Origin of the sequence: Aldersonia sp. NBC_00410, from assembly GCF_026342035.1 — a bacterium.
Lineage (GTDB): Bacteria > Actinomycetota > Actinomycetes > Mycobacteriales > Mycobacteriaceae > Aldersonia.
Genome location: NZ_JAPENM010000002.1, coordinates 658307 through 681985, shown reverse-complemented (window position 1 = coordinate 681985; position 23679 = coordinate 658307). Strand labels below are relative to the sequence as shown.

Here is a 23679-nt window from a genome sequence, read left to right as displayed (position 1 = left end):
CTCCGACGTGTCGCCCACTTCCGTTCGCGGGTGCGCGACACGTCGGCACAGGTCGAGTCATATGTCTTTGCCGCAACTATGCGAATCAGTCAGTGGCCGAATCGGTTTCGCCGTGCAACCGGCGCAGTGCCGCGGTCACCACCGTCGGATCGGACGTGGTCCAGTACGGCGGCAGCGAGGCGCGCAGGTAGCCGCCATACCGCGCGGTCGCGAACCGTGAATCCAGTATTGCCACCACGCCACGATCGTCGACCGAGCGCAGGAGCCGGCCGGTGCCCTGTGCGAGTAGCAGCGCCGCATGATTCGCGGCGACCGCCATGAAACCATTGCCGCCACGGGATTCGACCGCGCGCTGCCGCGCGATGAGCAGTGGATCGTCGGGGCGCGGGAACGGGATACGGTCCAGGATCACCAGACTCAGCGACGGGCCGGGCACATCGACGCCCTGCCACAGCGACAGTGTGCCGAACAGCGAAACCCCTTCATCCGCAGCGAATTTCGCGACCAGAGCGCCGGTGGCGTCCTCGCCCTGACACAGCACCGGCGTGTCGAGTCGCTCGCGCATCGCCTCGGCGGCCGCCTTCGCCGCACGCATCGAGGAGAACAGCCCCAGGGTACGGCCGCCTGCCGCTTCGACGAGTCGCTCGATTTCGTCGAGGTACTCGGCGGCGAGGCCGTCGCGTCCGGGTGCCGGCAGATGCCGGGCAACGTAGAGGATTCCGGAGCGGGCATGGTCGAACGGCGAACCCACGTCGAGTCCGGTCCAGGCGAAATGGGATTCGTCGGCGGGCGGCTCGGCGCCGTTCGCCATCGCGGCCAGTCCGCGAGCCGCCGACTGTTGTACCGGCAGACCCCAATTCGCCGCGAGCCCGTCGAACGATCCACCGAGTTGCAGGGTCGCCGAGGTGAGCACCACGGTGGCAGTATCGAACAGCCGCGCGCGCAGCAGCCCGCCCACCGACAGCGGTGCCATGCGCAGCACCCGGCGCGGCGACGACCGCTGCGCGGGGCCGGACTCCGCCAGCCACACCACGTCGCGCTGCTTGGCCGGGTCGGGCTCTTCGAAGACGGTGAGCGCGCGAACCGCGTTGTCGTGCACCTCGTCCACGGCGGCCACCGCGGCCGAGCGAGCGGCCGCGGCTGCGGGATCCGCGCCTGCCCCGCCGGGGCGGTTCGGCGAGATCGCACTGCGCACCGTCCACGCCGCGTCCCGAATGAGTGCGAGCACCTGATCCGCGCCCGCAGGCAGGCGTTCCCATCGCCCGAGGCGCAGCTCGCCGATCAGGTCGTCCCAGGCCTCCGCGGCGCCCTCGAGCCGGTCGACCTCGGTCTCCTCGACGAGCTTGACGCAGCGGCGTGCGGCAGCGCTGACCGCGGCGGCGGACAACTCCGCAGTTGCCACCCCGGTCACCCGGTCGACGAGGTCGTGCGCCTCGTCCACGATCACCACATCGTGCTCCGGGAGCACCGAGATACCGGTGATGGCGTCGATCGCCAGCAGCGCGTGGTTGGTGACGACGACATCGGCTGCGCCGGAGCGCGAGCGGGCCAGCTCGGCGAAGCATTCCTCGCCGTGCTGGCAACGCGTGCGGCCCAGGCACTCGCGAGCCGACACACTCAGCTGCCGCCAGGCGCGGTCGCCGACACCGGGCACCACCTCGTCACGGTCGCCGGTCGCGGTGTTCTCGGCCCAGGCGTGCAGGCGTTGCACCTCGCGGCCGAGCCGGGAGACGGCGAACGCATCGAACAATTCGGGCTCCGCGGGGTCCTCGGGCACCGTTCCGTGCAGCTTGTTCAAGCACAGATAGTTGTTGCGGCCCTTGAGGATCGCGAACTTCGGCGCGCGGCCGAGCACCGGCTCGAGCGCATCGGCCAGGCGCGGCAGGTCGCGTTCGACGAGCTGGCGCTGCAGCGCAATGGTCGCGGTCGACACGACCACGGTCCGGCCGGTGCGGACCGCGTGCCGGATGGCGGGCACGAGGTAGGCCAGCGACTTGCCGGTTCCGGTGCCGGCCTGGACGGCGAGATGCTCACCGGTGTCGATCGCGTGCTCCACCGCGGCGGCCATGGTGAGCTGGCCGGTGCGCTCCACCCCACCGAGTGCCTCGACCGCGTGCGCGAGGAGATCGCGCACGGGCGGCAGCTCCGAGTTCGGAACGACGGAAGACACCCGAGCAGGTTACTGGGTTGTCGGGCGGGTGCCTGCCAACCGCACCGCGGCGGGGTCGACGAATGTGGTCGGGATCGCGGGCTCACCGTGCGACAGCTTCAGACCTTCCCACGGGAGCGTTGCGTGCCCCGCCGCGACGAGTTCGCGGGCCTGAGCCAGGCCCGGCACTTCCGGCACCGCGGCGCCCGCCCGTACCAGCGGAATGCCGAGTTCGCGTGCGTGCGTGCCCGGCTCACCCGCGGGCGGCGCGGCGTCGGCGGGGTAGACGACCTCCTCGGTCATCGTCCCCGAGCCGCGGTAGCGCCGCAGGGCGCGCTTCGCGCCGCCGCGGGACTCCTTGTGGCTGCTGCGCTTGGCCACCGGCATGCCATCGACCTCGACGAGCTTGTAGACCATGCCGGCCGTGGGCGCCCCCGAGCCGGTGACCACCGACGTGCCGACCCCGTAGGCGTCGACGGGCTCGGCGCGCAGCGCCGCGATCGCGTACTCGTCGAGGTCGCCGGACAGCACGATTTTGGTCTGGGGCGCGCCGAGCTCGTCGAGCTGGCCGCGGACCTGCCGGGCCAGCACACCGAGATCGCCCGAATCGATCCGCACCGCGCCGAGTTCGGTGCCGGCGACCGCAATCGCGTTCTCGACGCCGGCGGTGATGTCGTAGGTGTCCACCAGCAGAGTGGTTCCGATGCCGAGCACGTCGAGCTGCCCGCGGAACGCCGATGCCTCGTCCGGCCGGCCGTCACGATCGGTGTGCACCAGCGTGTAGGCGTGCGCACTGGTGCCTGCGCTCGGAATGCCGAACTCGCGCGCAGCGGCGAGATTCGAGGTGGTCGCGAAACCGGCGAGGTAGGCCGCACGCGAGCAGGCCGGGGCGGCGAGTTCGTGCGTGCGACGGGTGCCCATCTCGATCAACGGCCGTCCGTCGGCGGCGGCGACCATGCGCGCGGCCGCCGACGCGATGGCGGAGTCGTGATTGAGGACCGACAGCACGAGCGTTTCCAGCAGCACGCATTCGGCGAAGGTGCCGCGCACCGACAGAATGGGCGAACCGGGGAAATACAGTTCGCCCTCGCGGTAGCCGTCGATATCCCCCGAGAAGCGGTAGTCGCGCAGCCAGTCGACGGTCTGCTGATTGAGCAGCGGTGCCACGATCGCGAGTTCGGCATCGCCGAACCGGAACCGGGACAACGCATCGAGCAACCGTCCGGTGCCGGCAACCACGCCGTAGCGGCGCCCGTCGGGAAGTCGGCGGGCGAACACTTCGAAGGTGCACAGGCGCTGCGCCGTGCCGTCGGCGAGGGCGGCGGCGAGCATCGTCAGTTCGTACTGGTCGGTGAGCAGCGCGGTGCTCACGGGGCTCGACACCGCTCCACCCTACGAGCAACGCCGGGTGTTGTGGTTCACCGAGCACGTCGTACTCTGGATATATGGCCTGGTCTTCCGCGCCCGATCTGATGCCGCGCCTGGCGGCACCGCAGGCCACGCCCGAATCGGTGGAGGTCACCGACACCCTCGAGGCGGAGGATCGCCCGTGGGTGACCGTCGTCTGGGACGACCCGGTGAACCTCATGCACTACGTGACCTACATATTCCAGAAGCTGTTCGGGTACAGCAAAGCCAAGGCCACCGAGCTGATGCTCAAGGTGCATCAGGAGGGCAAAGCGGTCGTGTCGTCGGGCTCCAGGGACAAGATGGAACACGATGTCCGTAGGCTGCACGCGGCCGGGCTGTGGGCGACCATGCAGCGAGATTCCTGACGGCGGGCGGCGCCGACTCCGGCCATGACACGTGCGCGACTGTGGCGGCGAGCGCCGGTCGCGGCGGGGCAATCATCGATCGACAGTAAGGGCGAATGTGCGGACGTGGACCCGGAAGAACTCGTTGATGGGGGTCACGCTCCGATCCGAGCTCGATGCCCGTGAGGCCAACGTGCTGCGATCGCTGGTCGAATCGGTGCTCGGTCTTCTCGACGAACGCACCAAGCAGGCGCCCACCGATGAACTCGCGGAGCTGACCGGCATGCAAACCGGCGACAGCACACCGCCCGAGGACGCGGCGCTGTCCCGGCTGCTGCCCGATTTCCACCGCAGCGAGCCGGGAACCCCGGATGCCGACCGGGCCGATATCAACGGTGCGCTGCGCAGCCTGCACGAGCCGGAGATCATCGCGGACAAGGTGGCCGCCGGCTCGGTGATCCTCGATACCGTCCCGCACCGCGGCGGCAAAGTGGTGCTGTCCCCGGAGCAGGCCGACGCGTGGCTGACCGGGCTGAACGATGTTCGGCTCGCCCTCGGCGCAACGCTCGGCGTGGACGCCGACACCCCCGATCACCTCGACGAGAGCGACCCCAGGGCACCGCATCTCGACGTCTACCACTGGCTCACCTGGATGCAGGATTCGCTGATCCAGGCCCTCGCCCCATGAGCGCCATGGATGCAGCGCCATGAGCCTCATGAGTGCAGCACCGTGAAGCCAGGCCCGCGTAACGCACTCACCGACGTGGCGGGCCTGCTCGTCGGGCACCGCCACGCGCTCGACCGTGACGTGACGGTGCGGGCGCCCGGCGCGCCGGGGAGTGGCGCCGCGACCGGGTGCACGGTGGTCCGCGCGCCGGGCGGAGCGACCGCCGCGGTGGACGTGCGCGGCGGCGGCCCGGGAACACGGGAAACCGATCTACTCGATCCGAGCAACTCGGTCCAGCGGGTGCACGCGGTGCTGCTCACCGGCGGCAGTGCCTACGGGCTGGCCGCGGCCGACGGGGTGATGCGCTGGCTGGAGGAACACGACGAGGGCATCGACATGACCACCCCGGAAGAACGTGCCACGGCAACCGCGGCGGTGCGGGTGCCGATCGTCCCCGCAGCGGTCATCTTCGATCTGCCGGTGGGGGATTGGGCCGTCCGCCCGACCGCGGAGTACGGGTACGGCGCGGCCGGCGCGGCCGACGTCGACTTCGCCCGCGGTTGTGTCGGTGCGGGGGTCGGTGCCCGCGCAGGCGCGCTCAAGGGCGGGCTCGGCACCGCGAGCGTGGTGTTCGCCGACGGCCCGGCCACGGGCGTCACCGTAGGAGCGTTGGTGGTGGCCAACCCGGTCGGTTCGGTGATCGACCCGCGAACCGGGCTGCCCTGGGGGGTCGGCTCGGACGGTGCCGAATTCTTCGGTCTGCAGACGCCGAGTGCCGAGCAGCTCGCCGCAGCGAATGCGCTTGCCGAGAAGGGCACCGTGCTCAATACGACGATCGGCTTGGTCGCGACCGACGCCGCCCTGCCCGCTGCGGCCTGCCGCCGGATGGCCACGGCAGCGCACGACGGGCTGGCCAGGGCGGTGCGCCCGGCACATTCCCCGCTGGACGGCGACACCATGTTCGCGCTGGCCACCGGCCGGGTCGCGGTAGGTCGGCCGGATCCCGCGCCGCCACCGGAGTTTCCCCACGAACTGGCGGTGACCAGCGCGGTGTGTGCTGCGGCGGCGCTGTGCGTGGAGCGGGCGATCGTGGACGCGATCCTGGCCGCCGAATCGGTCGCGGGAATACCGGCATATCGTGAACTGTTGTCGTCGGCTGTGCTCGCCCGGAGGTAATGCGGGCACCGCGACCCCCGAAGTCGGAAGGACAGCGAGCGTTGCTGGTGATCAGAGCGGACCTTGTCGAGGCGATGGTGGCGCATGCGCGCGCCGATCATCCCGATGAAGCGTGCGGCGTGATCGCCGGCCCGGAGGGCTCGGATCGGCCGGAGCGGCATGTCGCGATGATCAATGCCGAGCGCTCGCCCACGTTCTACCGATTCGACTCCGGCGAGCAGTTGCGGTTGTGGCGCGCGATGGACGACGCCGATGAGGCACCGGTCGTCATCTACCACTCGCACACCGGCACCGAGGCGTATCCGAGTCGCACAGACATTTCCTACGCTTCCGAGCCGGACGCGCATTACGTGCTCATCTCCACCCGCGACCCCGACGTGCACGAGCTGCGCAGCTACCGGATTGTCGATGGCGTCGTCACCGAAGAACCGGTGGACGTGGTCGACAGCTACGAAACCGTCGTCAACTAGTACCAATTCGCCACTGCACCAATCAGCCGAAGAGGAGCACCGATGTCCGTCACCGTGTCGATCCCGACCATCCTGCGCACCCATACCGGGGGTGAAAAGCGGGTCGAGGCAACGGGATCCACACTGTCTGCCGTGATCGACGATCTCGAGTCCAACTATGTGGGCCTCAAGGACCGGCTGATCAAGGACGGGAAGCTGCACCGTTTCGTCAATGTCTACGTCGATGACGAGGACGTGCGCTTCTCCGGCGGGCTGGAGACCGAGGTGTCCGATGGTGCGAGCGTGACGATCCTGCCTGCCGTTGCGGGCGGTGCCGGGTAGCAGTGGCACGCTACGAATCGCTCGTCGCGACGCTCGGCAATACGCCACTCGTCGGTCTGCAGCGACTGTCCCCGAAATGGGACGGTGCGGACCACGTCCGGTTGTGGGCGAAGCTGGAAGACCGCAACCCCACCGGCTCGATCAAGGACCGGCCGGCGTTGCGCATGATCGAACAGGCCGAGCGCGAGGGCCGGATCGCGCCCGGCGCGACGATCCTGGAACCGACCAGTGGCAACACCGGCATCTCGCTGGCCATGGCGGCAAAACTCAAGGGCTACAAGCTGATCTGCGTGATGCCCGAGAACACCTCGGTGGAGCGGCGGCAGCTGCTTACGATGTTCGGCGCCGAGATCATCGATTCGCCCGCGGCCGGTGGTTCCAATCAGGCGGTGGCGCTGGCCAAGCAGATTGCCGCGGAAAACCCCGACTGGGTGATGCTCTACCAGTACGGCAACCCGGCGAACTCGCTCGCGCACTACGAGGGCACCGGTCCGGAGATCTTCGCCGATCTGCCCGAGATCACCCATTTCGTCGCCGGTCTCGGCACCACGGGCACGCTCATGGGTGCCGGCCGTTACCTGCGCGAACAGGTACCCGAAGTGAAGGTCGTCGCCGCGGAGCCGCGCTACGGCGAACTCGTCTACGGGCTGCGCAATCTCGACGAGGGCTTCGTTCCCGAGTTGTACGACGAGTCGGTGCTCACCGGCCGGTTCTCGGTGGGCCCGTTCGATGCGGTCCGCCGCACCCGCGAACTCGTCGGGGAGGAAGGCATTTTCGCCGGTATTTCCACGGGGGCAATCCTGCATGCCGCACTGGGCGTCGCCGCGAAGGAATTGAAGGCCGGCCGTCGTGCCGACATCGCGTTCGTGGTGGCCGACGGCGGTTGGAAGTATCTGTCGACCGGTGCGTACACCGGTACGCTCGAGGAAGCAGAGGACGCGCTCGAGGGCCAGCTCTGGGCGTAGCACCGGGAGCGTGGGCGAGCGAGAAGGGACGGCGACGTGACGAACAGTCAGGGCGGTTCGGCACCCTTCGCCGATCCGGGCAAGCCCGCCTTCGACCAGTCCCGGCTCGACGCGATCCGCGCCCAGTTGGCGAATCCCGGTGCGACGGCGTCGGCGAATCGTCCGGCGCCGGCGCCGAAGTCCGCGGCGCCGAAGTCCGGCAAACCCACGGTCCCGAGCCCTGCAAGTGCGGAGAAGGCGCGACCGCAGTGGCAGGTGGCGGCCGCGATCATCGGCGCCTTCGCCGTGCTGCTGTACGTCATCGAGTTCGTCGATGCGCTCATGGATCACCAGCTCGACCGCTGGGGAATCGAGCCGTTATCGGTCGACGGACTGTTCGGGATCCTCTTCGCGCCGCTGCTGCACGCCAACTGGGAGCACCTGGCGGCCAACACGCTGCCGCTGCTCATTCTCGGGTTTCTGGTGCTGATGTCCGGGATCGCCCGTGGGCTCGCGGCGACCGGCATCATCTGGCTGATTTGTGGCGCGGGAACCTGGCTCTTCGGCGGTCAGGGCACCCTGCACATCGGTGCGTCCGGGGTGATCTTCGGCTGGTTGGCCTACCTGCTCGTGCGGGGCTTCTTCAGTCGCCGATTCGGCCAGATCCTGATCGGCATCGCGGTGTTCCTCGTCTACGGCAGCCTGCTGTGGGGCGTATTGCCGGGCACTCCCGGGGTGTCCTGGCAGTCCCACCTGTTCGGCGCGGTCGGGGGAATAGTGGCCGGGTGGGTGATCGCCCGGCCCGAGCGGGACGCGCGCCGCGCCCGCGCACAACGATCGGGAATCAGCTGACCTCTGGGTTTCGCCGAACGTTTTGTGATTGCACTGTTCGTGGCATCCTGACCGTATGCGGTTGACCGTCCTCGGGTGCTCGGGCAGCGTGTCCGGGCCGGATTCTCCGGCGTCGGGCTACCTGTTGACCGCCGCGGGAACGAGTCCGGCCGTCATCGATTTCGGGCCCGGTGTGCTCGGCGCGCTGCAGCGCTACGCCGACCCGGGTGAGGTGTCGATTTTCCTGTCCCACCTGCACGCCGATCACTGTCTGGACCTGCCCAGCCTCCTGGTCTGGCGGCGCTACCATCCGAACTCGCCCGGTGGGCGCGCGGTGGTGTACGGCCCGACCGACACCGCGCGGCGGATCGGCGTCGCCTCCGCCGAAGTCGCCGGCTGCTGTGACGACTGGTCCGACACCATCGACATGCGGCCGTGGGAGGCCACGGTGCCGGTGCAGTTCGGCGCGAACACGGTGACCCCGTGGCGGGTGAGCCATCCGCCCGAGTCCTACGGCCTGACGCTGCGCAGCGAGACGGGCGGCACACTGTGTTTCACCGGTGACACGGCGCTGTGCCCGAGCGTCATCGACATGGCCCGCGGCGCCGACATCCTGCTCGCCGAGGCCTCGTGGACGCACGATCCGCCCAATCGACCGCCCGACCTGCACATGTCCGGAACCGAGGCGGGGCGTCTCGCCGCCGGCGCCGGGGTGCAGGAATTGCTGCTCACCCATATCCCGCCCTGGACCGCCCGCGAGGATGTCATCGCCGAGGCGAAGGCGGAGTTCGCCGGCCCGGTGCATGCGGTATCGCCGGGCGAGGTCTACGAGTTCTGAACGCTCCGCCCGTCGGGTGAGCGGCCATTTCGGCAGGCGCCCCACCGATGTTTCGGGGTGGCCGATAGGCTTTCGCCCGTGTCGAGACGAGCCGATGGAAGAGCGGACGACGAACTCCGCGAGGTCCGCATCACCCGTGGATTCACCAGCCACCCTGCGGGGTCGGTCCTGGTGGAGTTCGGCAGCACCAGAGTGATGTGCACGGCGAGCGTGACCGAGGGGGTGCCCGGCTGGCGTAGGGGCTCGGGGCTCGGCTGGGTCACCGCCGAATACGCGATGCTGCCCGCCGCCACGCACACCCGCAGTGGTCGCGAGTCGGTCAAGGGCAAGATCGGTGGCCGCACCCAGGAGATCAGCCGACTGGTCGGCCGGTCATTGCGTGCCTGCATCGACCTCGCAGCAATCGGCGAGAACACCATCGCGATCGACTGCGACGTCCTGCAGGCCGACGGCGGTACCCGTACGGCCGCGATCACCGGCGCGTACGTCGCGCTGCACGATGCCATCACCTATCTGCGCGCCGCCGGACAGTTGGCCGATCCGCAGCCGCTCTCGTGCGCGATCGCCGCGGTGAGCGTCGGCGTCGTCGACGGCCGGGTTCGGCTCGACCTGCCCTATGAAGAGGACTCGCGTGCCGAGGTGGACATGAACGTCGTCGCCACCGACACCGGCACGCTGGTCGAGGTGCAAGGCACCGGCGAAGGGGCGACGTTCCCGCGGTCCACCCTGGACAAGATGCTCGATCTCGCCGTGATCGGTTGCGACCAACTGTTCGCGGCGCAGCAGGCCGCGCTGGCCGCGCCCTACCCCGGTGTGCTGCCCGAGCCGGCGGAAACGCCGAAGAAGAAGTTCGGTGGCTGACACGCGCCTGCTGGTCGCGAGCCGGAACGCGAAGAAGCTCGCCGAATTGCGGCGGGTGCTCGCCGACCACGACGTCGCCGGGATTGAAATCGTCGGTCTGGACGAGATCCCGCCGTTCCCCGAAACACCCGAGACCGGCGCGACCTTCGAGGAGAACGCGCTGCTGAAGGCCCGCGACGGTGCAGTGGCATCCGGATTGTCCTGTGTGGCCGATGATTCCGGCATCGCCGTGGATGCGCTCAATGGGATGCCCGGCGTGCTGTCCGCCCGTTGGTCCGGCAGCCATGGCGACGACGCCGCCAATACCGACCTGCTGCTCGGTCAACTCGCGGACGTGCCCGACGAGCGGCGAACGGCACGTTTCGTCTCGGTGTGCGCGCTCGTTGTGCCGGGCGGGACCGAGACCGTGGTCCGCGGTGAATGGCCGGGGGTGATCGTGCACGCGCCACGTGGCGAGGGTGGCTTCGGCTACGACCCGGTCTTCCTGCCCGCCGACGCCGATCGCACGGCGGCCGAGCTCACGCCCGCCGAGAAGGATGCCCGCTCACACCGGGGACGCGCGCTACGCCAACTCGTCCCCGCGCTGCGGGCCCTGGCGGGCTAGGGGAGCGGTATCAAATACCGAAGTCGCTCTTGACCTGTTGGGTGCGGCGATGTTCGACGAAGAACGACAGAAACGGAATAGTGCCGGCGAGCAACGTGCCGACCGTCCGCGGGGCCGCCCAGCGCACCTTCACCGCCAGATCGATGGTGACGATCAGGTAGACGAAGTAGACCCAGCCGTGCACGACCGCGATCCAGCTCGGCGTGTCCACGTCGAAGCCGTACTTCGCGACGAGATCCGCGGTCAGCACGAGCAGCCAGATGCCGGTCACCCACGCAAGCACGCGGTAGCGCAGCAGCGCGCCGGCAATCCTGGCGTTGCCCGTCGGCGCTGCGGTCTCGGTGCCTTCGGGGCTCGCGGTCACGTGGTGCTCCTGTCTGTCCGGTCGCGAGCGTTGAGCTCGGCAAGGTAGCGGTTGTATTCGGTCGTTTGCTCATCGAGTGCGTCCCGGGGGCGGGCAGTCGGGCGCGGCGGCAGCAGGTCCGCCGGGATCTCGGTCGGCTGCGTTTCCGTGCCCGTCGCCCGTACCGGTTGTGTCCCCGTGCCAGAACTCTTTCCGGTGTGCTCGTCCTCGAGTTGGACGAAGCGGCGGTAGGCGTAGACGACGAACCCCGCGAACAGCGGCCACTGCAGGGCGTACCCGAGATTTTGCCCGGTACCGCCGGCCGACTCGAATCTGGTCCACTGCCACCAGCCCAGCGCCAGGCAGCCCAGCGCGGCGACGACGACCAGCACGATCAGTGCAGGTCGATGCCGACGCGGGCGGGAACTCATACCCCAAACGGTACCGGGGTGCACGGCGAGCGATCCGGGCAGCCGCCGGCCGGAATCCACTGGTGTGAGCCGCGTCATGTCCTGTGCTGCGCTGAGAGTGCACGTCATGGAGGTGTACGCGGCAAACGTCGTGCTCGACCGGCCGGTCGCCCAGTCCGGGATCGAGGCCCCTGTCGGGGTGCCGCCGGGCGTGCTGGACTCGTACTTCGACGAGCTCGTGGCATCGGGTCACATCCGCCGCGAGGAGGATATGTTGTCGCTGACGGAAACCGGGATGCACGAGGCGACCTGGATGCGTGCGGCCTGGCGGGAATGGATCGTCGATCAGCTGCGCGAGTGGCTGCCGGCCGCGGACAGCGACGAGGCGCACGCGGCAAAGGTCGATGCCGCATTCGAGCGGATCGTCACCCGGGTGATCCGCGAGGTTCAGGCGGAGCGCGAACGGGCCGCGGTGCAGTAGCAGCGTTACGAAGGGGAGAAGTCGGCGGACGTGAAATCCGCTGCAGCACAGGGGGAGTGAACTGATGTCGAACAATGATGGAATCGACTTCGATCGGCGGGGACTGCCCCGCTTCGTCGCGCGGTTCAACCGCGCGATCGGTAACCGGATCCAGGGGTTGTGGGCACCGTACCTCGTGCCATGGGCGGTGGTCCTACATCGCGGCCGGAAATCCGGAACGTCTTATGCGACGCCGGTGCTGGCATTTCGACGCGGCGATCTGATCGCGATCGGGCTCGCCTACGGTCCGCAGACGCAGTGGCTGCACAACCTGATGGCGGCCGGCGAGGGATCGCTGCGTCGGCGCGGTCGTGTCGTCGGAATCGACGACCTGCGCATCGTGGACAGCCGGAACGCCGAGGTACCGCTGGGTGCGCGGGTGATCGGGCGGGGGACCGATCGGGTGTTGCTGGGCCGGTTGGCGCGCTGAGCGGAGGTTCGAATCCGCGCGTCAGCCCGGGGGCGGCGCGGCGGAGATCACTCGCAGCCGATGCCGTTGTGGTCGGCGTCGGGCGCGAACGGTTCGGGTAGACGCAGGGGCCACCTAAGCCGAGCGGATCTCGGCAGGGAACGTTAAGCGCCGAGCGTGGAACTCCTCGGTCCGGCCATTGCCATGGTCGATGACGACCGGCTCGGTATGAGCTGCGAGGTACCCGAGCGATTCCAGGATCTTGATGCCGATTCGCTGCCATTGGTCCGGTTCGCGTCCGGATGCCACGACAATTGCTGCCTCGAGCCCGACGACGGAGCAGCGAGGGTCACCCTGGATCGTGGTTAGCCAATCACCGACGTTGATGCCGTTATCGCTGTGCATGTCCTCTCCTTCACCGGCCCAGCCGTGCCCGGTAAAACGGGTTATCGGTCGTTAGACCAGTAGCCGTTACCCGGCGGGTGTCGGGGTTGCGGTGGGACCTGGCACGCGTCCAATTCGGTTGCCTGCGCGGAGCGAGCCCTCGTGCGGCACCGCGCACAAGTGTTTGCCCCTACGTCGTCGGGCCTGGACGGCGGGAAGTTTGCCGACCGATTCGGTAGCCGGGCGATCGTCAACCACGATGGATCTGCGCAGGACGTCGATGAACGCGTCGCCCACCTGCACGCCGCCCGAGAAAGCCGTCACTGTCATGGTGCGGCCTCTGCCGACCGCGATCGTCACCGCTGTCCCTTCGTGACCGTGTTGAACGCCCACGATGAGCCCGGCAACAACGCCGGCGGTGACACCAGGCCGGGCGTCCGGCGACATGCAGATATATCGGTGGATGTGTGACGCGTTGAGGTCTGCGACGGCTACGGCTTGCGATGACATGCACGGCAAGCTACCGGCGCACACGGGCGAAGTTGGGCGTTTGACCAGATTGTGCCGCGGGTCACTATTTTGCTGCTGACCTGCATTGTGCGCGAGGGGGGACTTGAACCCCCACGTCCTAGGACACCAGAACCTAAATCTGGCGCGTCTGCCAATTCCGCCACTCGCGCGCAGGCACAGCGTACGTCACGGCCGGCGTGGGACTGGGCCCGGACGGGCTCACACTTTCGCGTCACGCGCCGTGTGGGGCCGCCGACCCAGCGGTCGCTCGCCAGGGATCGGAGCCGACGTCGGGCGACGGTCGTGTTCGCTACCCGCGAGTAACCCGACCTGCGAATATAACAACTCAATAACGATCAACATGAGGATTTCCTCATATTATTGGAGGTCCACGTATGTGTCGTAGCCAGCGCGGAAGCCATGGAATGAGAGTGATCGGCGGCGAAATTCTGGGACGTCTGTCCCGCAAAATCGCCGTTTTCGGCGTCAGTCGTAGATCAAACGTGAGGATTTCCTCATGATTCTGTGCCACTCTTGGCACCACTCGACGAGGAGAGCCCGAGCCACATCCGCGCCCCGGTGCCCGGCGTCATCACGACGCCGCGCTTCTGTGCACCCCGGCGCAAACGAGAGGACTACACACCCGTGACCATCAATGAAAGCGCGGCATCCGGCCGAGGACGCGACGCTTACTCGGCCACGAGCCCGCGCGCGAAAGGTTCGTCCGCATTCGATCGCCTTCCGCTGGTCGACCGCTTCCTCGCCGGCGAGCCCTACGCTCTCGCGTTCGGTGGACAGGGCGCGTCCTGGCTGGGCGCACTCGAGGAGATCAGTCGAGACAGCGCGCTCGAGCCGGAACTGACCGCCCTGGTCAACGAAGCCGCCGCGATCCTCACGCCGCTGGCCGGCAAACTGCTCGTCGTGCGACCGGTCGGCTTCGACCCGATCGGCTGGATCCTCGAAGAGGACATCGTCGACGAAGAGAGTGACGAGCCCTCCGCCGCGCCTTCGGAGGCGACGCTGCGTTCGGCGGCCGTGTCGCTGCCCGGTGTTTTCCTGACCCAGATCGCCGCGCTCCGGTCGCTGAAACTGCAGGGTCTCGACCCAGCCGCGAACCCGCCGGTCGCGGTAATCGGACACTCGCAGGGTCTGATCGGTGTGGCCGCTGTCGAGCGCCAGGGTTCTGCCGACGCTCAGTTGCTCGCCCTCGCTCAGCTGATCGGCGCGGCGGCGGGCCTCGTCGGTCGCCGCCGTGGTCTGATCGCGGTCGGTGACCGCGCGCCGATGATGGCCGTCTCCAACGCCGATCGCGCGCAGCTCGAGCAGGCCGTCGCCGCGGTCGCAGCCACCACCGATGCGTCGATCGCGCCGTCCCTGTCGATCCGCAACGGTCGGCGCCGTTTCGTCATCTCCGGTGCGCCCGCCTCGATCGAGCGGGTCAAGGAGTACTGCGAGCAGATCACCACCGAGCAGACCCACGAGCGGGACGCGAAGAAGCGCGGCGGTGCCGTGTTCGCGCCCGTATTCGAGCCGCTCGCCGTCGAGATCGGTTTCCATCACCCCGCGCTCGACGAGACCATCGAACTCGTCGCGAGCTGGGCAGGACTGTGCGGCCTCGATGTCGACCTGGCCCGTGAACTCACCGCCGGCGTCCTCGTGGAGCCCGTCGACTGGGTCACCGCCATCGACACCGCGGTCGGTGCCGGTGCAGATTGGCTCCTGGACCTCGGCCCGGGGGACCTGCTGACCCGGATGAGCGTCTCCACGCTGCGCGGGACCGGCTCGGGCATCGTCGCCGCCGCGACCCGCGACGGCCAGCGGCAGCTGCTCACGCCCGGTGCCACCCCCGAAATCCCGCCGGCCTGGTCGAGCTTCGCGCCGGCGCCGGTCACGCTGCCCGACGGCCGCGTCGTCGTCGAAACCGCGTTCACCCGTCTCACCGGGCGGTCCCCGATCCTGCTCGCCGGCATGACCCCCACCACCGTCGACGCCAAGATCGTCGCCGCGGCCGCGAACGCCGGCCACTGGGCCGAGCTCGCCGGCGGCGGACAGGTCACCGAACAAATCTTCGCCGACCGCGTCGCCGAGCTGCGCACGCTGCTCGACCCGGGCCGCGAGGTGCAGTTCAACTCGCTGTTCCTCGATCCCTACCTGTGGAAGCTGCAGCTCGGTGGCAAGCGTCTGGTGCAGAAGGCCCGCGCCGCGGGAGCACCGTTCGACGGTGTCGTCGTTACCGCAGGCATCCCCGAGCTCGAGGAAGCCGTCGCGCTGATCGAGGAGCTGTCCGAGGCCGGCATCAGCCACGTCGCCTTCAAGCCGGGCACCGTCGCGCAGATCCGTTCCGTGATCCGGATCGCCAACGAGGTGCCCAACTACCCGGTGATCATGCATATCGAGGGCGGCCGGGCCGGGGGTCACCACTCCTGGGAAGACCTCGACGACCTGCTGCTCGACACCTACGCCGAACTGCGCACCCGGTCGAACATCGTGGTCTGCGTCGGCGGTGGCATCGGCACGCCCGAGCGTGCGGCCGAGTACCTGACCGGCTCCTGGTCGACGCCTTACGGTTTCCCGGCGATGCCGCTGGACGGCATTCTGGTCGGCACCGCCGCGATGGCGGCCCTGGAGGCCACCACCGCGCCCGAGGTCAAGCAACTGCTGGTCGCCACCCCCGGTACCCCCGACTGGGTCGGCGCGGGCAACGCCGTCGGCGGCATGGCTTCCGGCCGCAGCCAGCTCGGCGCGGATATTCACGAGATCGACAACGCTGCTTCCCGTACCGGACGCCTGCTCGACGAGGTGGCCGGCGACGCGGACGCGGTCGCGCAGCGGCGCGAGGAGATCATCGCCGCGCTCAACGGCACCGCGAAGCCGTACTTCGGTGACGTCGCCACGATGACCTACACCCAGTGGCTCAATCGCTATGTCGAGCTGGCCATCGGCCCCGACGCGCTCACCGCGTTCGACACCGGATCCGATGTTGCCGAGGCGATTTCGGACGCGACCAGCTCGCTCTGGCTGGATATCACCTGGCGCGAGCGGTTCGCCGAGATGCTGCAGCGGGCCGAGGCCCGACTGCACCCCGCCGACCGCGGCCCGATCGCGACCCTGTTCGAGGATTCCGCGTTGCTCGAGCGCCCCGCGCAAGCGCTTGCCGCGCTGCACGAGGCCTACGCCGACGCCGACACCGCGGTGCTGCACCCGGCCGACGTCCCGTTCTTCGTCGCCCTGTGCAAGACGCCGGGCAAGCCGGTGAACTTCGTGCCGGTCGTCGACGGCGACGTCCGCCGCTGGTGGCGGTCGGACTCGCTGTGGCAGGCGCACGATCCGCGCTACTCCGCAGACCAGGTCTGCGTCATCCCGGGCACCGTCGCCGTCGCGGGCATCACCCGCGTCGACGAGCCGGTGGGTGAACTGCTCGACCGGTTCGAGAAGGCCGGCGCGGACGCGCTGGTCGCCGCTGGCGTCAAGCCGGTCGCCATCGCCAGCCGCAGACATGCCGGTGTCGCACCGGGCCCGGTCGACATCGTGCTCGGCTCGCCCGACGTCACGTGGGCCGGCCGGGTCACCAAGAACCCGGTGCGCCGGCTCGGCGAGGTCGCGGAATGGCTCGTCGACGGCCACAACGCCGCACACCCCGGCTCCGGTGCCTCGTTGACCGAACTCGACGCCGAACACGTCGAGCTCACCGTCCCGCTGCTCGCGGGCAACGCGGTCCGCATCCGCATCACCGTCCCCGCGTCGACCTACACCGGCGGTGCGCCGGTCGTCACCGCCGAGGACGCGGAGGCTTCGATGTCGGCGCTGCTCGCCGTGGCTGCCGGGCAGGAGCTGCCGACAGTCAAGGGCAATGTCGCGCGGGTCAACCTGGCCTGGACGCCGGATCTGATCGCCGACCACGCCGGTGTCACGTCCTCGGGCATGCCGGATTCGCTCAGTTCGGTCGGCAACGCCGTACCCGACGTGCTGGTCGGCGCCTGCTGGCCCGCCGTGTTCGCGGTGCTCGGTGCCGCCCGCATCCCGGAAGCGGGCAGCGTCATCGAGGGCATGCTCGACCTGGTTCACCTCGATCATCAGGTGCGCCTGGGCACAGAGTTGCCGCAGGACACCAGCATCCTGACGGTGCGTGCCGAGTCCACCTCGGTCATCGACACCGACCTCGGCCGCGTCGTCGAGGTGCACGTCACCATCACCAGCATGGAGCGCGAGCAGGGGCTCGAAGCACTGCCGCTCGCAACGCTTGTCGAGCGCTTCGCGATCCGCGGTCGGACCGGTGCCGGCGAGCTGACCGACCCGCCGCGTGCGGGTGGGGCAGGCGAGTCCGGCCTGGACACCCCGCGTCGCCGTCGTCGGGACGTCACCATCGTCGCGCCGACCAATATGGGCGCCTTTGCCCAGGTGTCCGGCGACCACAACCCGATTCACACCTCCGACGGCGCGGCGCTGCTCGCCGGCCTCGGCCGCCCGATCGTGCACGGCATGTGGCTTTCGGCCGCGGCTCAGCACGCGGTTGCCGCCGTCGATCCGGAGTCGAATATCCCGGCTCGCCGGCTCACCGCCTGGACCACCCGGTTCCTCGGCATGGTCCGGCCCGGCGCGCGAATCGACATTCAGATCAACCGAGTTGCGATCGATTCGGGCGCGGAGATCGTGGAGGTCTCCTGCCGCGTCGGCAGCGACCTGGTGATGGTCGCGACCGGCCGCACGGAGGCGCCGAAGACCGTCTACGCGTTCCCCGGCCAGGGCATTCAGGCCAAGGGCATGGGTCTGGACGCGCGGACGCGCTCCAAGGCGGCGAAGGAGATCTGGGACCGTGCCGACAAGCACACCCGATCCGCGCTCGGTTTCTCCATTCTCGCCGTCGTCCGGGACAACCCGACCTATCTCAAGGCTCGCGGTGTCGAGCACAAGCACCCGGACGGCGTGCTGCACCTGACGCAGTTCACCCAGGTCGCGATGGCCGTGCTCGGCTGCGCGCAGGTCGCCGAGCTGCGTGAGGCCGGCGCCTTCGTGGAGGACGCGATCCTGGCCGGTCACTCGGTCGGCGAGTACAACGCGCTCGCCGCCGTCGCCGGGGTGCTGCCGCTCGAGGCCGTGCTCGAGGTCGTGTTCCAGCGTGGTTCGGCCATGCACGAGCTCGTGCCGCGCGACGCCGACGGCCGCTCGAACTACCGGATGGCCGCGATCCGGCCGTCGCAGTTCGGGCTGCGCGACGAAGACGTGGAGGAGTTCATCGCCTCGATCGGTGCGGCAACCGGTGAGTTCGTGCAGGTGGTGAACCTGAACCTGCGTGGTTCGCAGTACGCCATCGCGGGCACCGTCGCCGGCCTCGATGCGCTGGAGACCGAGATCGACCGCCGCGTCGCCGACTTCGGTGGCAAGCGCGCCTTCATCCTGGTGCCCGGTATCGACGTGCCGTTCCACTCGGCCGTGCTGCGTGACGGCGTGCCCGAGTTCCGGCACAAGCTCGAAGACCTGCTGCCTGCCGATCTGCATCCGGAGATCCTGATCGGGCGCTACATCCCGAACCTGGTGCCGAGGCCGTTCTCGCTCAACCGCGACTTCATCCAGGAGATCGCCGACCTGGTCCCGTCGGAGCCGCTGACCGCGGTGCTGGCCGACTTCGACAGCTGGGCCGACCGCCAGGGCGAACTGTGCCGCGTGGTGCTGATCGAGCTGCTGGCCTGGCAGTTCGCCAGCCCGGTGCGCTGGATCGAAACCCAGGACCTGCTGTTCACCGACGAGTTGCACGGCGGCCTCGGCGTGGAGCGGTTCGTCGAGATCGGCCTGGCCGCAACACCGACGGTGGCCAACCTGGCGAGCAACACGCTCAAGCTGCCCGGCCGCATCGGTGGCCCGGTCGAGGTGGTCAACATCGAGCGCGAGCGTGCGGTCGTGTTCGCCACCGACGTCGACCCGGAACCGGTCGAGGAGGAAATCCCCGCAGCGGCTTCCGAAGCCGCTGCTCCCGCTCCGGCTGCCGCGGCGGCGCCGGCACCCGCTCCAGCGGCGGCACCCTCGGGTGGGCCGCGTCCGGACGACATCGCCTTCACCGCCTCGGATGCGACCAAGGTGCTGATCGCGCTGTGGACCAAGCTGCGGCTCGACCAGATCGGTCCGGTGGACACCATCGAGGCGCTGTGCGACGGCGTCTCCTCGCGGCGCAACCAGCTGCTCGTCGACCTCGGCTCCGAGCTCTCGCTCGGCGCGATCGACGGCGCCGCGGACGCCGACATGGTGGCGCTGGCCGGCACGGTCGACAAGCTCGCCCGTACCTACAAGCCGTTCGGTTCGGTGTTGTCCGACTCGATGGGTGATCACCTGCGCAAGGTGTTCGGCCCGACCGGCAAGCGTCCGGCCGCCATCGCCGAGCGCGTGACGAAGGTCTGGGAGCTCGGCGACGGCTGGGCCAACCATGTCATGGCCGAGGTCGCACTCGGCACCCGTGACGGCGCCAGTGTGCGCGGCGGCGACCTCGGCGGTCTGGTCGGCAGTGCGCTGTCCGATGCCGCTTCGGTCGATGCCGCGATCGATGCGGGCGTGCAGGCTGTGGCCGGCCGGCGTGGTGTGGCGGTGTCGCTGCCTTCCACCGGTGGTGCCGGTGGCGGTGGCACCGTGGACGCGGCGGCGCTCGGCGAATTCACCGAGCACATCACCGGTCGTGACGGTGTCCTCGCCTCCGCTGCGCGGCTCGTGCTCGAGCAGCTGGGCCTCGACGACAAGGTCTCGGCGCCGGATGCGGCCGCCGACGGCGAACTCGTCGAACTCGTGTCCGCGGAACTCGGCACGGACTGGCCGCGTCTGGTCGCCCCGGCATTCGACGGCCGCAAGGCCGTGCTCATCGACGACCGGTGGGCCACCGCGCGTGAGGATCTCGCGCGGCTGTGGATCGCCGAGGATGCCGTTTCGACGGTGACCGTCGACGGCTTCACGGGTGCAGGCGCTTCCGTTGCTGCGCAGGCGGCATGGTGGCGGGCCAAGGCCCGTACCGCCGGGCGTTCGGTGCTCGCCGCCGCCTACGAGCAGATCGAGCAGGCCGCCAAGCAGAACACCGGCTCGGGCGTCTGGTCGGGCGAGATCGCCGTTGTCACCGGCGCGAGCAAGGGGTCGATCGCCGCGGCGATCACCGGCCAGCTGCTCGCCGGCGGTGCGACGGTCGTGGTGACCACCTCGCGCCTGGACGACGCGCGGCTCGGCTTCTACCGCACGCTCTACCGCGACTCGGCACAGGCTGGTGCGGAACTGTGGGTGGTGCCGGCCAATATGGCCTCCTACACCGACGTGGACGCGCTCATCGACTGGATCGGCAACGAGCAGATCGATTCCGCCGGTGGCGCGAAGACCGTCACCAAGGGCGCGATGACGCCGACGCTGCTCTTCCCGTTCGCCGCGCCGCGCGTAGCCGGCGACCTCTCCGACGCGGGGGCCCGCGCCGAGATGGAAATGCGGGTGCTGCTGTGGTCGGTCGAACGCCTCATCGCGGGGCTGTCCGCACTCGGACGCGACCACGATGTCGACGCACGGCTGCACACGGTGCTGCCCGGTTCGCCGAACCGCGGCATGTTCGGTGGTGACGGTGCCTACGGCGAGTCGAAGGCTGCCCTGGACGCACTGGTCGCCCGCTGGAACGCGGAACGGTCCTGGGCCGACCGGGTTACCTTGGCGCACGCTCTGATCGGCTGGGTGCGCGGCACCGGGCTGATGGGTCACAACGACCCGATCGTCGACGCGGTCGAGCAGGCCGGCGTGTCCACCTGGTCCACCCAGGAAATGGCGGCCGAGCTGCTGAAGCTGTCCACCGTCGAGGTACGGGAGCAGGCGGCGACCAAGCCGGTGCAGGCCGACCTCACCGGTGGGCTTGCCACCGTCGATCTGGATCTGGCGTCGCTGGCAAAGGAGGCCCGTGAGGCAGCCGAGGCCGAGACGCCGGAGGAGGCGGTGGAAGACATCGCGGGGACGATCCTCGCGCTGCCCGCGCCGCCGACCCAGGTCGCCGCGGTCGCCGAGTACGCCTGGCCGGAGCTGAACATCGACCCGGCCGACATGGTCGTCATCGTCGGCGCGGGCGAGCTCGGGCCGTACGGCTCGGCGCGCACCCGCTTCGAGATGGAGGTCGACGAACAGCTTTCGGCCGCAGGCGTTCTCGAACTGGCCTGGAGCACGGGACTCGTCACGTGGGAGAACGATCCCAAGGCGGGCTGGTACGACGCCGAATCCGGTGATCTGGTGCCGGAGGAGGAGATCGCCGAGCGCTACCACGACGAGGTCGTCTCCCGCTGCGGTATCCGCCGCTACGTGGACGACGGTGCGATGGTGGACAACACGGCCCCGCTGATGACGTCGGTCTTCCTCGACAAGGACCTCACCTTCGTGGTGACCAGCGAGACGGAAGCCCGCGCGTTCGCCGCCGCCGACCCGGAGCACACGATCGTCACGCCGGTCGCGGACTCGGGGGACTGGCAGGTGACCCGGCAGGCGGGCACCGAGATTCGCGTGCCGCGCAAGATGAAGCTGACCCGCTTCGTTGGCGGCCAGATCCCCACCGGCTTCGACCCGACCCGCTGGGGCATCTCGCCGGATATGGCGAGCTCGGTGGACCGGGTGGCGCTGTGGAACATCGTCTGCACCGTGGATGCATTCATCAGCTCGGGCTTCACGCCCTCGGAACTGATGCGCTGGGTGCACCCGAGCCTGGTGGCCAACACCCAGGGCACCGGCATGGGCGGCATGACGTCGATGCGCTCGCTCTACATCGACACGCTGCTCGGTGAGGCGCGCGCCAACGACATCCTGCAGGAGGCGCTGCCCAACGTTGTTGCGGCACATGTGGTGCAGTCCTACGTCGGCAGCTACGGCGCGATGGTGCACCCGGTCGCGGCGTGCGCCACGGCTGCGGTGTCGGTCGAGGAAGGCGTCGACAAGATCAAGCTCGGCAAGGCCGATCTTGTCGTGGCCGGCGGCTTCGACGATCTGTCCACCGAGGGCATCATCGGCTTCGGCGACATGTCGGCCACGGCGGACTCGGCGGCCATGCGCGCCAAGGGAATCGACGATCGCCGCTTCTCCAGGGCGAACGATCGCCGGCGCGGCGGCTTCGTCGAGTCGATGGGCGGCGGCACGATCCTGCTCGCCCGTGGTGATCTCGCGGTCCGGATGGGCCTGCCGGTGCTCGGTGTGGTGGCGTACGCGCAGTCGTTCGGCGACGGTGTGCACACCTCGATTCCGGCGCCCGGTCTCGGTGCACTCGGCGCCGGGCGTGGCGGCTCGAAGTCGCGCCTGGCCAAGGGACTCGCCGAACTGGGTGTCGGCGCCGACGAGGTGGCGGTGGTCTCCAAGCACGACACCTCCACGGCCGCAAACGATCCGAACGAGGCGGAGCTGCACACGCGGCTCGCCGCGTCGATCGGCCGCTCGGCGGGCAACCCGCTGTTCGTGGTGTCGCAGAAGAGCCTGACCGGCCATTCGAAGGGCGGCGCGGCGGCGTTCCAGCTGATCGGCCTGTGCCAGGTGCTCAGCCAGGGCGTCATTCCGCCGAACCGCAGCCTGGACTGCGTCGATCCGAAGATGGCGGAATTCCCGCATCTGGTGTGGCCGCGGGAGGCGCTGCGCTTCGGTGACGCGCTGCCGCTCAAGGCGGGTCTGCTGACCAGCCTCGGCTTCGGCCACGTGTCCGGTCTGATCGCAGTGGTGCACCCGCAGGCGTTCGTCACCGCGATCGACCCGGCGGACCGTGCGGACTACCTCGCGCGGGCCAACGAGCGGCTCGCCGCGGGCCGGCAGCGGCTCGCGCAGGCGATGTGCGGTGGCGCCGATCTCTACGAGCGGCCGGGGGACCGGCGACTCGGCGAGGACGACGCGGCGCACAAGGCGATTCGCGAACTCGAGGCCGACGTGCTGCTGTCCGAGGGCGCGCGGCTCGGTGCGGACGACGTCTACACCAGCGGGAAGCCCGGATGCCAGTGAGCATCATCGGTATCGGCCTGGATTTGGTGACGGTGTCCGAGTTTGCCGAGCAGATCGAACGCTCGGGCACCACCATGCTGCGGGAGAGCTTCACGGCCGGGGAACGGCGCTACTGCGAGAGCAAGGGCTCCGATCCCGCCAGGAGTTACGCGGTGCGCTGGGCGGCGAAGGAGGCGGTGCTCAAAGCCTGGGCGACGTCCCGGTTCGCCCGGCGCCCGCAGGTGGGTGACAACCCGTATCTGCTCATCGAGGTCGTCAACGACGCCTGGGGCAGGCCCTCGATCAAGCTGCACGGTCTCGCGGCGGAGTTTCTGCCGCGGGTCCGGGTGCACCTATCGTTGACCCACGACGGGGACACCGCGGCCGCGGTCGTGGTGCTCGAGGATCCGGGTGAGTTGGCCGACCTGGTGGAGCCGCCCAAGAGCTGATCCATAAACGAGACACGTAATCGCCGCGCATTTCCGAGCGCGGCGATTACGTGTGTTCGGGTGTACTTCCGGTCGGCGCCGCGTCGGTATTGGTTGT

19 protein-coding genes and 1 tRNA gene are annotated in these 23679 nt (G+C 69.3%); 14 read left to right on the top strand and 6 right to left on the bottom strand.

Features of this window, described 5'->3' with window-relative positions; all coding sequences use genetic code 11:
• Nucleotides 1-85 precede the first annotated feature (85 nt).
• Nucleotides 86-2170, bottom strand: a complete 2085-nt coding sequence (locus tag OG921_RS06920) for an ATP-dependent DNA helicase (protein WP_266111594.1) — start codon at nt 2168-2170, stop codon at nt 86-88.
• Nucleotides 2171-2179: 9 nt separating this feature from the next.
• Nucleotides 2180-3532, bottom strand: coding sequence for a nicotinate phosphoribosyltransferase (locus OG921_RS06915; RefSeq protein ID WP_266111593.1), 1353 nt, complete (start codon nt 3530-3532; stop codon nt 2180-2182).
• A gap of 89 nt (nt 3533-3621) precedes the next feature.
• Between OG921_RS06915 and clpS the strand changes: the two genes are divergently transcribed.
• The 10 genes from clpS (at nt 3622) to rdgB (ending at nt 10615) form a co-directional block, all read left to right on the top strand.
• Nucleotides 3622-3924, top strand: a complete 303-nt coding sequence (gene clpS, locus OG921_RS06910) for an ATP-dependent Clp protease adapter ClpS (protein WP_266111660.1) — start codon at nt 3622-3624, stop codon at nt 3922-3924.
• Between the two features lie 97 nt (nt 3925-4021).
• Nucleotides 4022-4591, top strand: coding sequence for a DUF2017 domain-containing protein (locus tag OG921_RS06905; protein WP_266111592.1), 570 nt, complete (start codon nt 4022-4024; stop codon nt 4589-4591).
• A 9-nt stretch (nt 4592-4600) separates the two neighbouring features.
• The gene (locus OG921_RS06900) at nt 4601-5746 is read left to right on the top strand and encodes a P1 family peptidase (RefSeq protein WP_266111591.1); all 1146 of its coding nucleotides are present in this window, start codon (nt 4601-4603) and stop codon (nt 5744-5746) included.
• A gap of 41 nt (nt 5747-5787) precedes the next feature.
• Complete coding sequence (locus OG921_RS06895) at nt 5788-6216, top strand: M67 family metallopeptidase (protein ID WP_323182706.1); 429 nt, start codon at nt 5788-5790, stop codon at nt 6214-6216.
• A 42-nt stretch (nt 6217-6258) separates the two neighbouring features.
• Entirely contained in the window at nt 6259-6537 is a 279-nt protein-coding gene (locus OG921_RS06890) for a MoaD/ThiS family protein (protein ID WP_266111589.1), read from the top strand.
• Between the two features lie 2 nt (nt 6538-6539).
• Nucleotides 6540-7502 (top strand): PLP-dependent cysteine synthase family protein, encoded by a 963-nt coding sequence (locus OG921_RS06885; RefSeq protein ID WP_266111588.1) that lies wholly within the window; start codon nt 6540-6542, stop codon nt 7500-7502.
• A gap of 255 nt (nt 7503-7757) precedes the next feature.
• Nucleotides 7758-8333, top strand: coding sequence for a rhomboid family intramembrane serine protease (locus tag OG921_RS06880; RefSeq protein WP_266111659.1), 576 nt, complete (start codon nt 7758-7760; stop codon nt 8331-8333).
• Nucleotides 8334-8388: 55 nt separating this feature from the next.
• Nucleotides 8389-9150, top strand: coding sequence for a cyclic nucleotide-degrading phosphodiesterase (locus OG921_RS06875; RefSeq protein ID WP_266111587.1), 762 nt, complete (start codon nt 8389-8391; stop codon nt 9148-9150).
• A 78-nt stretch (nt 9151-9228) separates the two neighbouring features.
• Entirely contained in the window at nt 9229-10011 is a 783-nt protein-coding gene (rph, locus tag OG921_RS06870; protein ID WP_266111586.1) for a ribonuclease PH, read from the top strand.
• Nucleotides 10004-10615, top strand: coding sequence for an RdgB/HAM1 family non-canonical purine NTP pyrophosphatase (gene rdgB / locus OG921_RS06865; RefSeq protein ID WP_266111585.1), 612 nt, complete (start codon nt 10004-10006; stop codon nt 10613-10615). Before rph ends, rdgB begins: the two co-directional genes overlap by 8 nt.
• 10 nt (nt 10616-10625) lie before the next feature.
• On the opposite strand, the gene OG921_RS06860 is transcribed toward rdgB, so the two are convergent.
• Nucleotides 10626-10979 (bottom strand): DUF3817 domain-containing protein, encoded by a 354-nt coding sequence (locus tag OG921_RS06860; RefSeq protein ID WP_266111584.1) that lies wholly within the window; start codon nt 10977-10979, stop codon nt 10626-10628.
• On the bottom strand, nt 10976-11389 hold the full coding sequence (locus tag OG921_RS06855) for a transcriptional regulator (protein WP_266111583.1): 414 nt from the start codon (nt 11387-11389) through the stop codon (nt 10976-10978). Before OG921_RS06855 ends, OG921_RS06860 begins: the two co-directional genes overlap by 4 nt.
• Before the next feature lie 106 nt (nt 11390-11495).
• Between OG921_RS06855 and OG921_RS06850 the strand changes: the two genes are divergently transcribed.
• Nucleotides 11496-11849 carry a hypothetical protein gene (locus OG921_RS06850; RefSeq protein ID WP_266111582.1) on the top strand — a complete coding sequence of 118 codons (354 nt, stop codon included), beginning with the start codon at nt 11496-11498 and terminating at the stop codon, nt 11847-11849.
• Nucleotides 11850-11913: 64 nt separating this feature from the next.
• Nucleotides 11914-12318 carry a nitroreductase family deazaflavin-dependent oxidoreductase gene (locus tag OG921_RS06845; RefSeq protein WP_266111581.1) on the top strand — a complete coding sequence of 135 codons (405 nt, stop codon included), beginning with the start codon at nt 11914-11916 and terminating at the stop codon, nt 12316-12318.
• A 114-nt stretch (nt 12319-12432) separates the two neighbouring features.
• On the opposite strand, the gene OG921_RS06840 is transcribed toward OG921_RS06845, so the two are convergent.
• Together OG921_RS06840 and OG921_RS06835 are read right to left on the bottom strand one after the other, a co-directional pair.
• A complete protein-coding gene (locus tag OG921_RS06840; protein ID WP_266111580.1) occupies nt 12433-12702 on the bottom strand; it encodes a hypothetical protein in 270 nt (89 codons plus the stop codon).
• Nucleotides 12703-13279: 577 nt separating this feature from the next.
• Nucleotides 13280-13361: transfer RNA gene (locus OG921_RS06835), tRNA-Leu, on the bottom strand.
• A 475-nt stretch (nt 13362-13836) separates the two neighbouring features.
• On the opposite strand from OG921_RS06835, the gene OG921_RS06830 reads away from it, so the two are divergent.
• Nucleotides 13837-23154, top strand: a complete 9318-nt coding sequence (locus tag OG921_RS06830; protein ID WP_323182709.1) for a polyketide synthase — start codon at nt 13837-13839, stop codon at nt 23152-23154.
• Nucleotides 23151-23582, top strand: coding sequence for a holo-ACP synthase (locus OG921_RS06825; RefSeq protein ID WP_266111657.1), 432 nt, complete (start codon nt 23151-23153; stop codon nt 23580-23582). The genes OG921_RS06830 and OG921_RS06825 overlap by 4 nt, the downstream gene beginning before the upstream one ends.
• Nucleotides 23583-23679 lie beyond the last annotated feature (97 nt).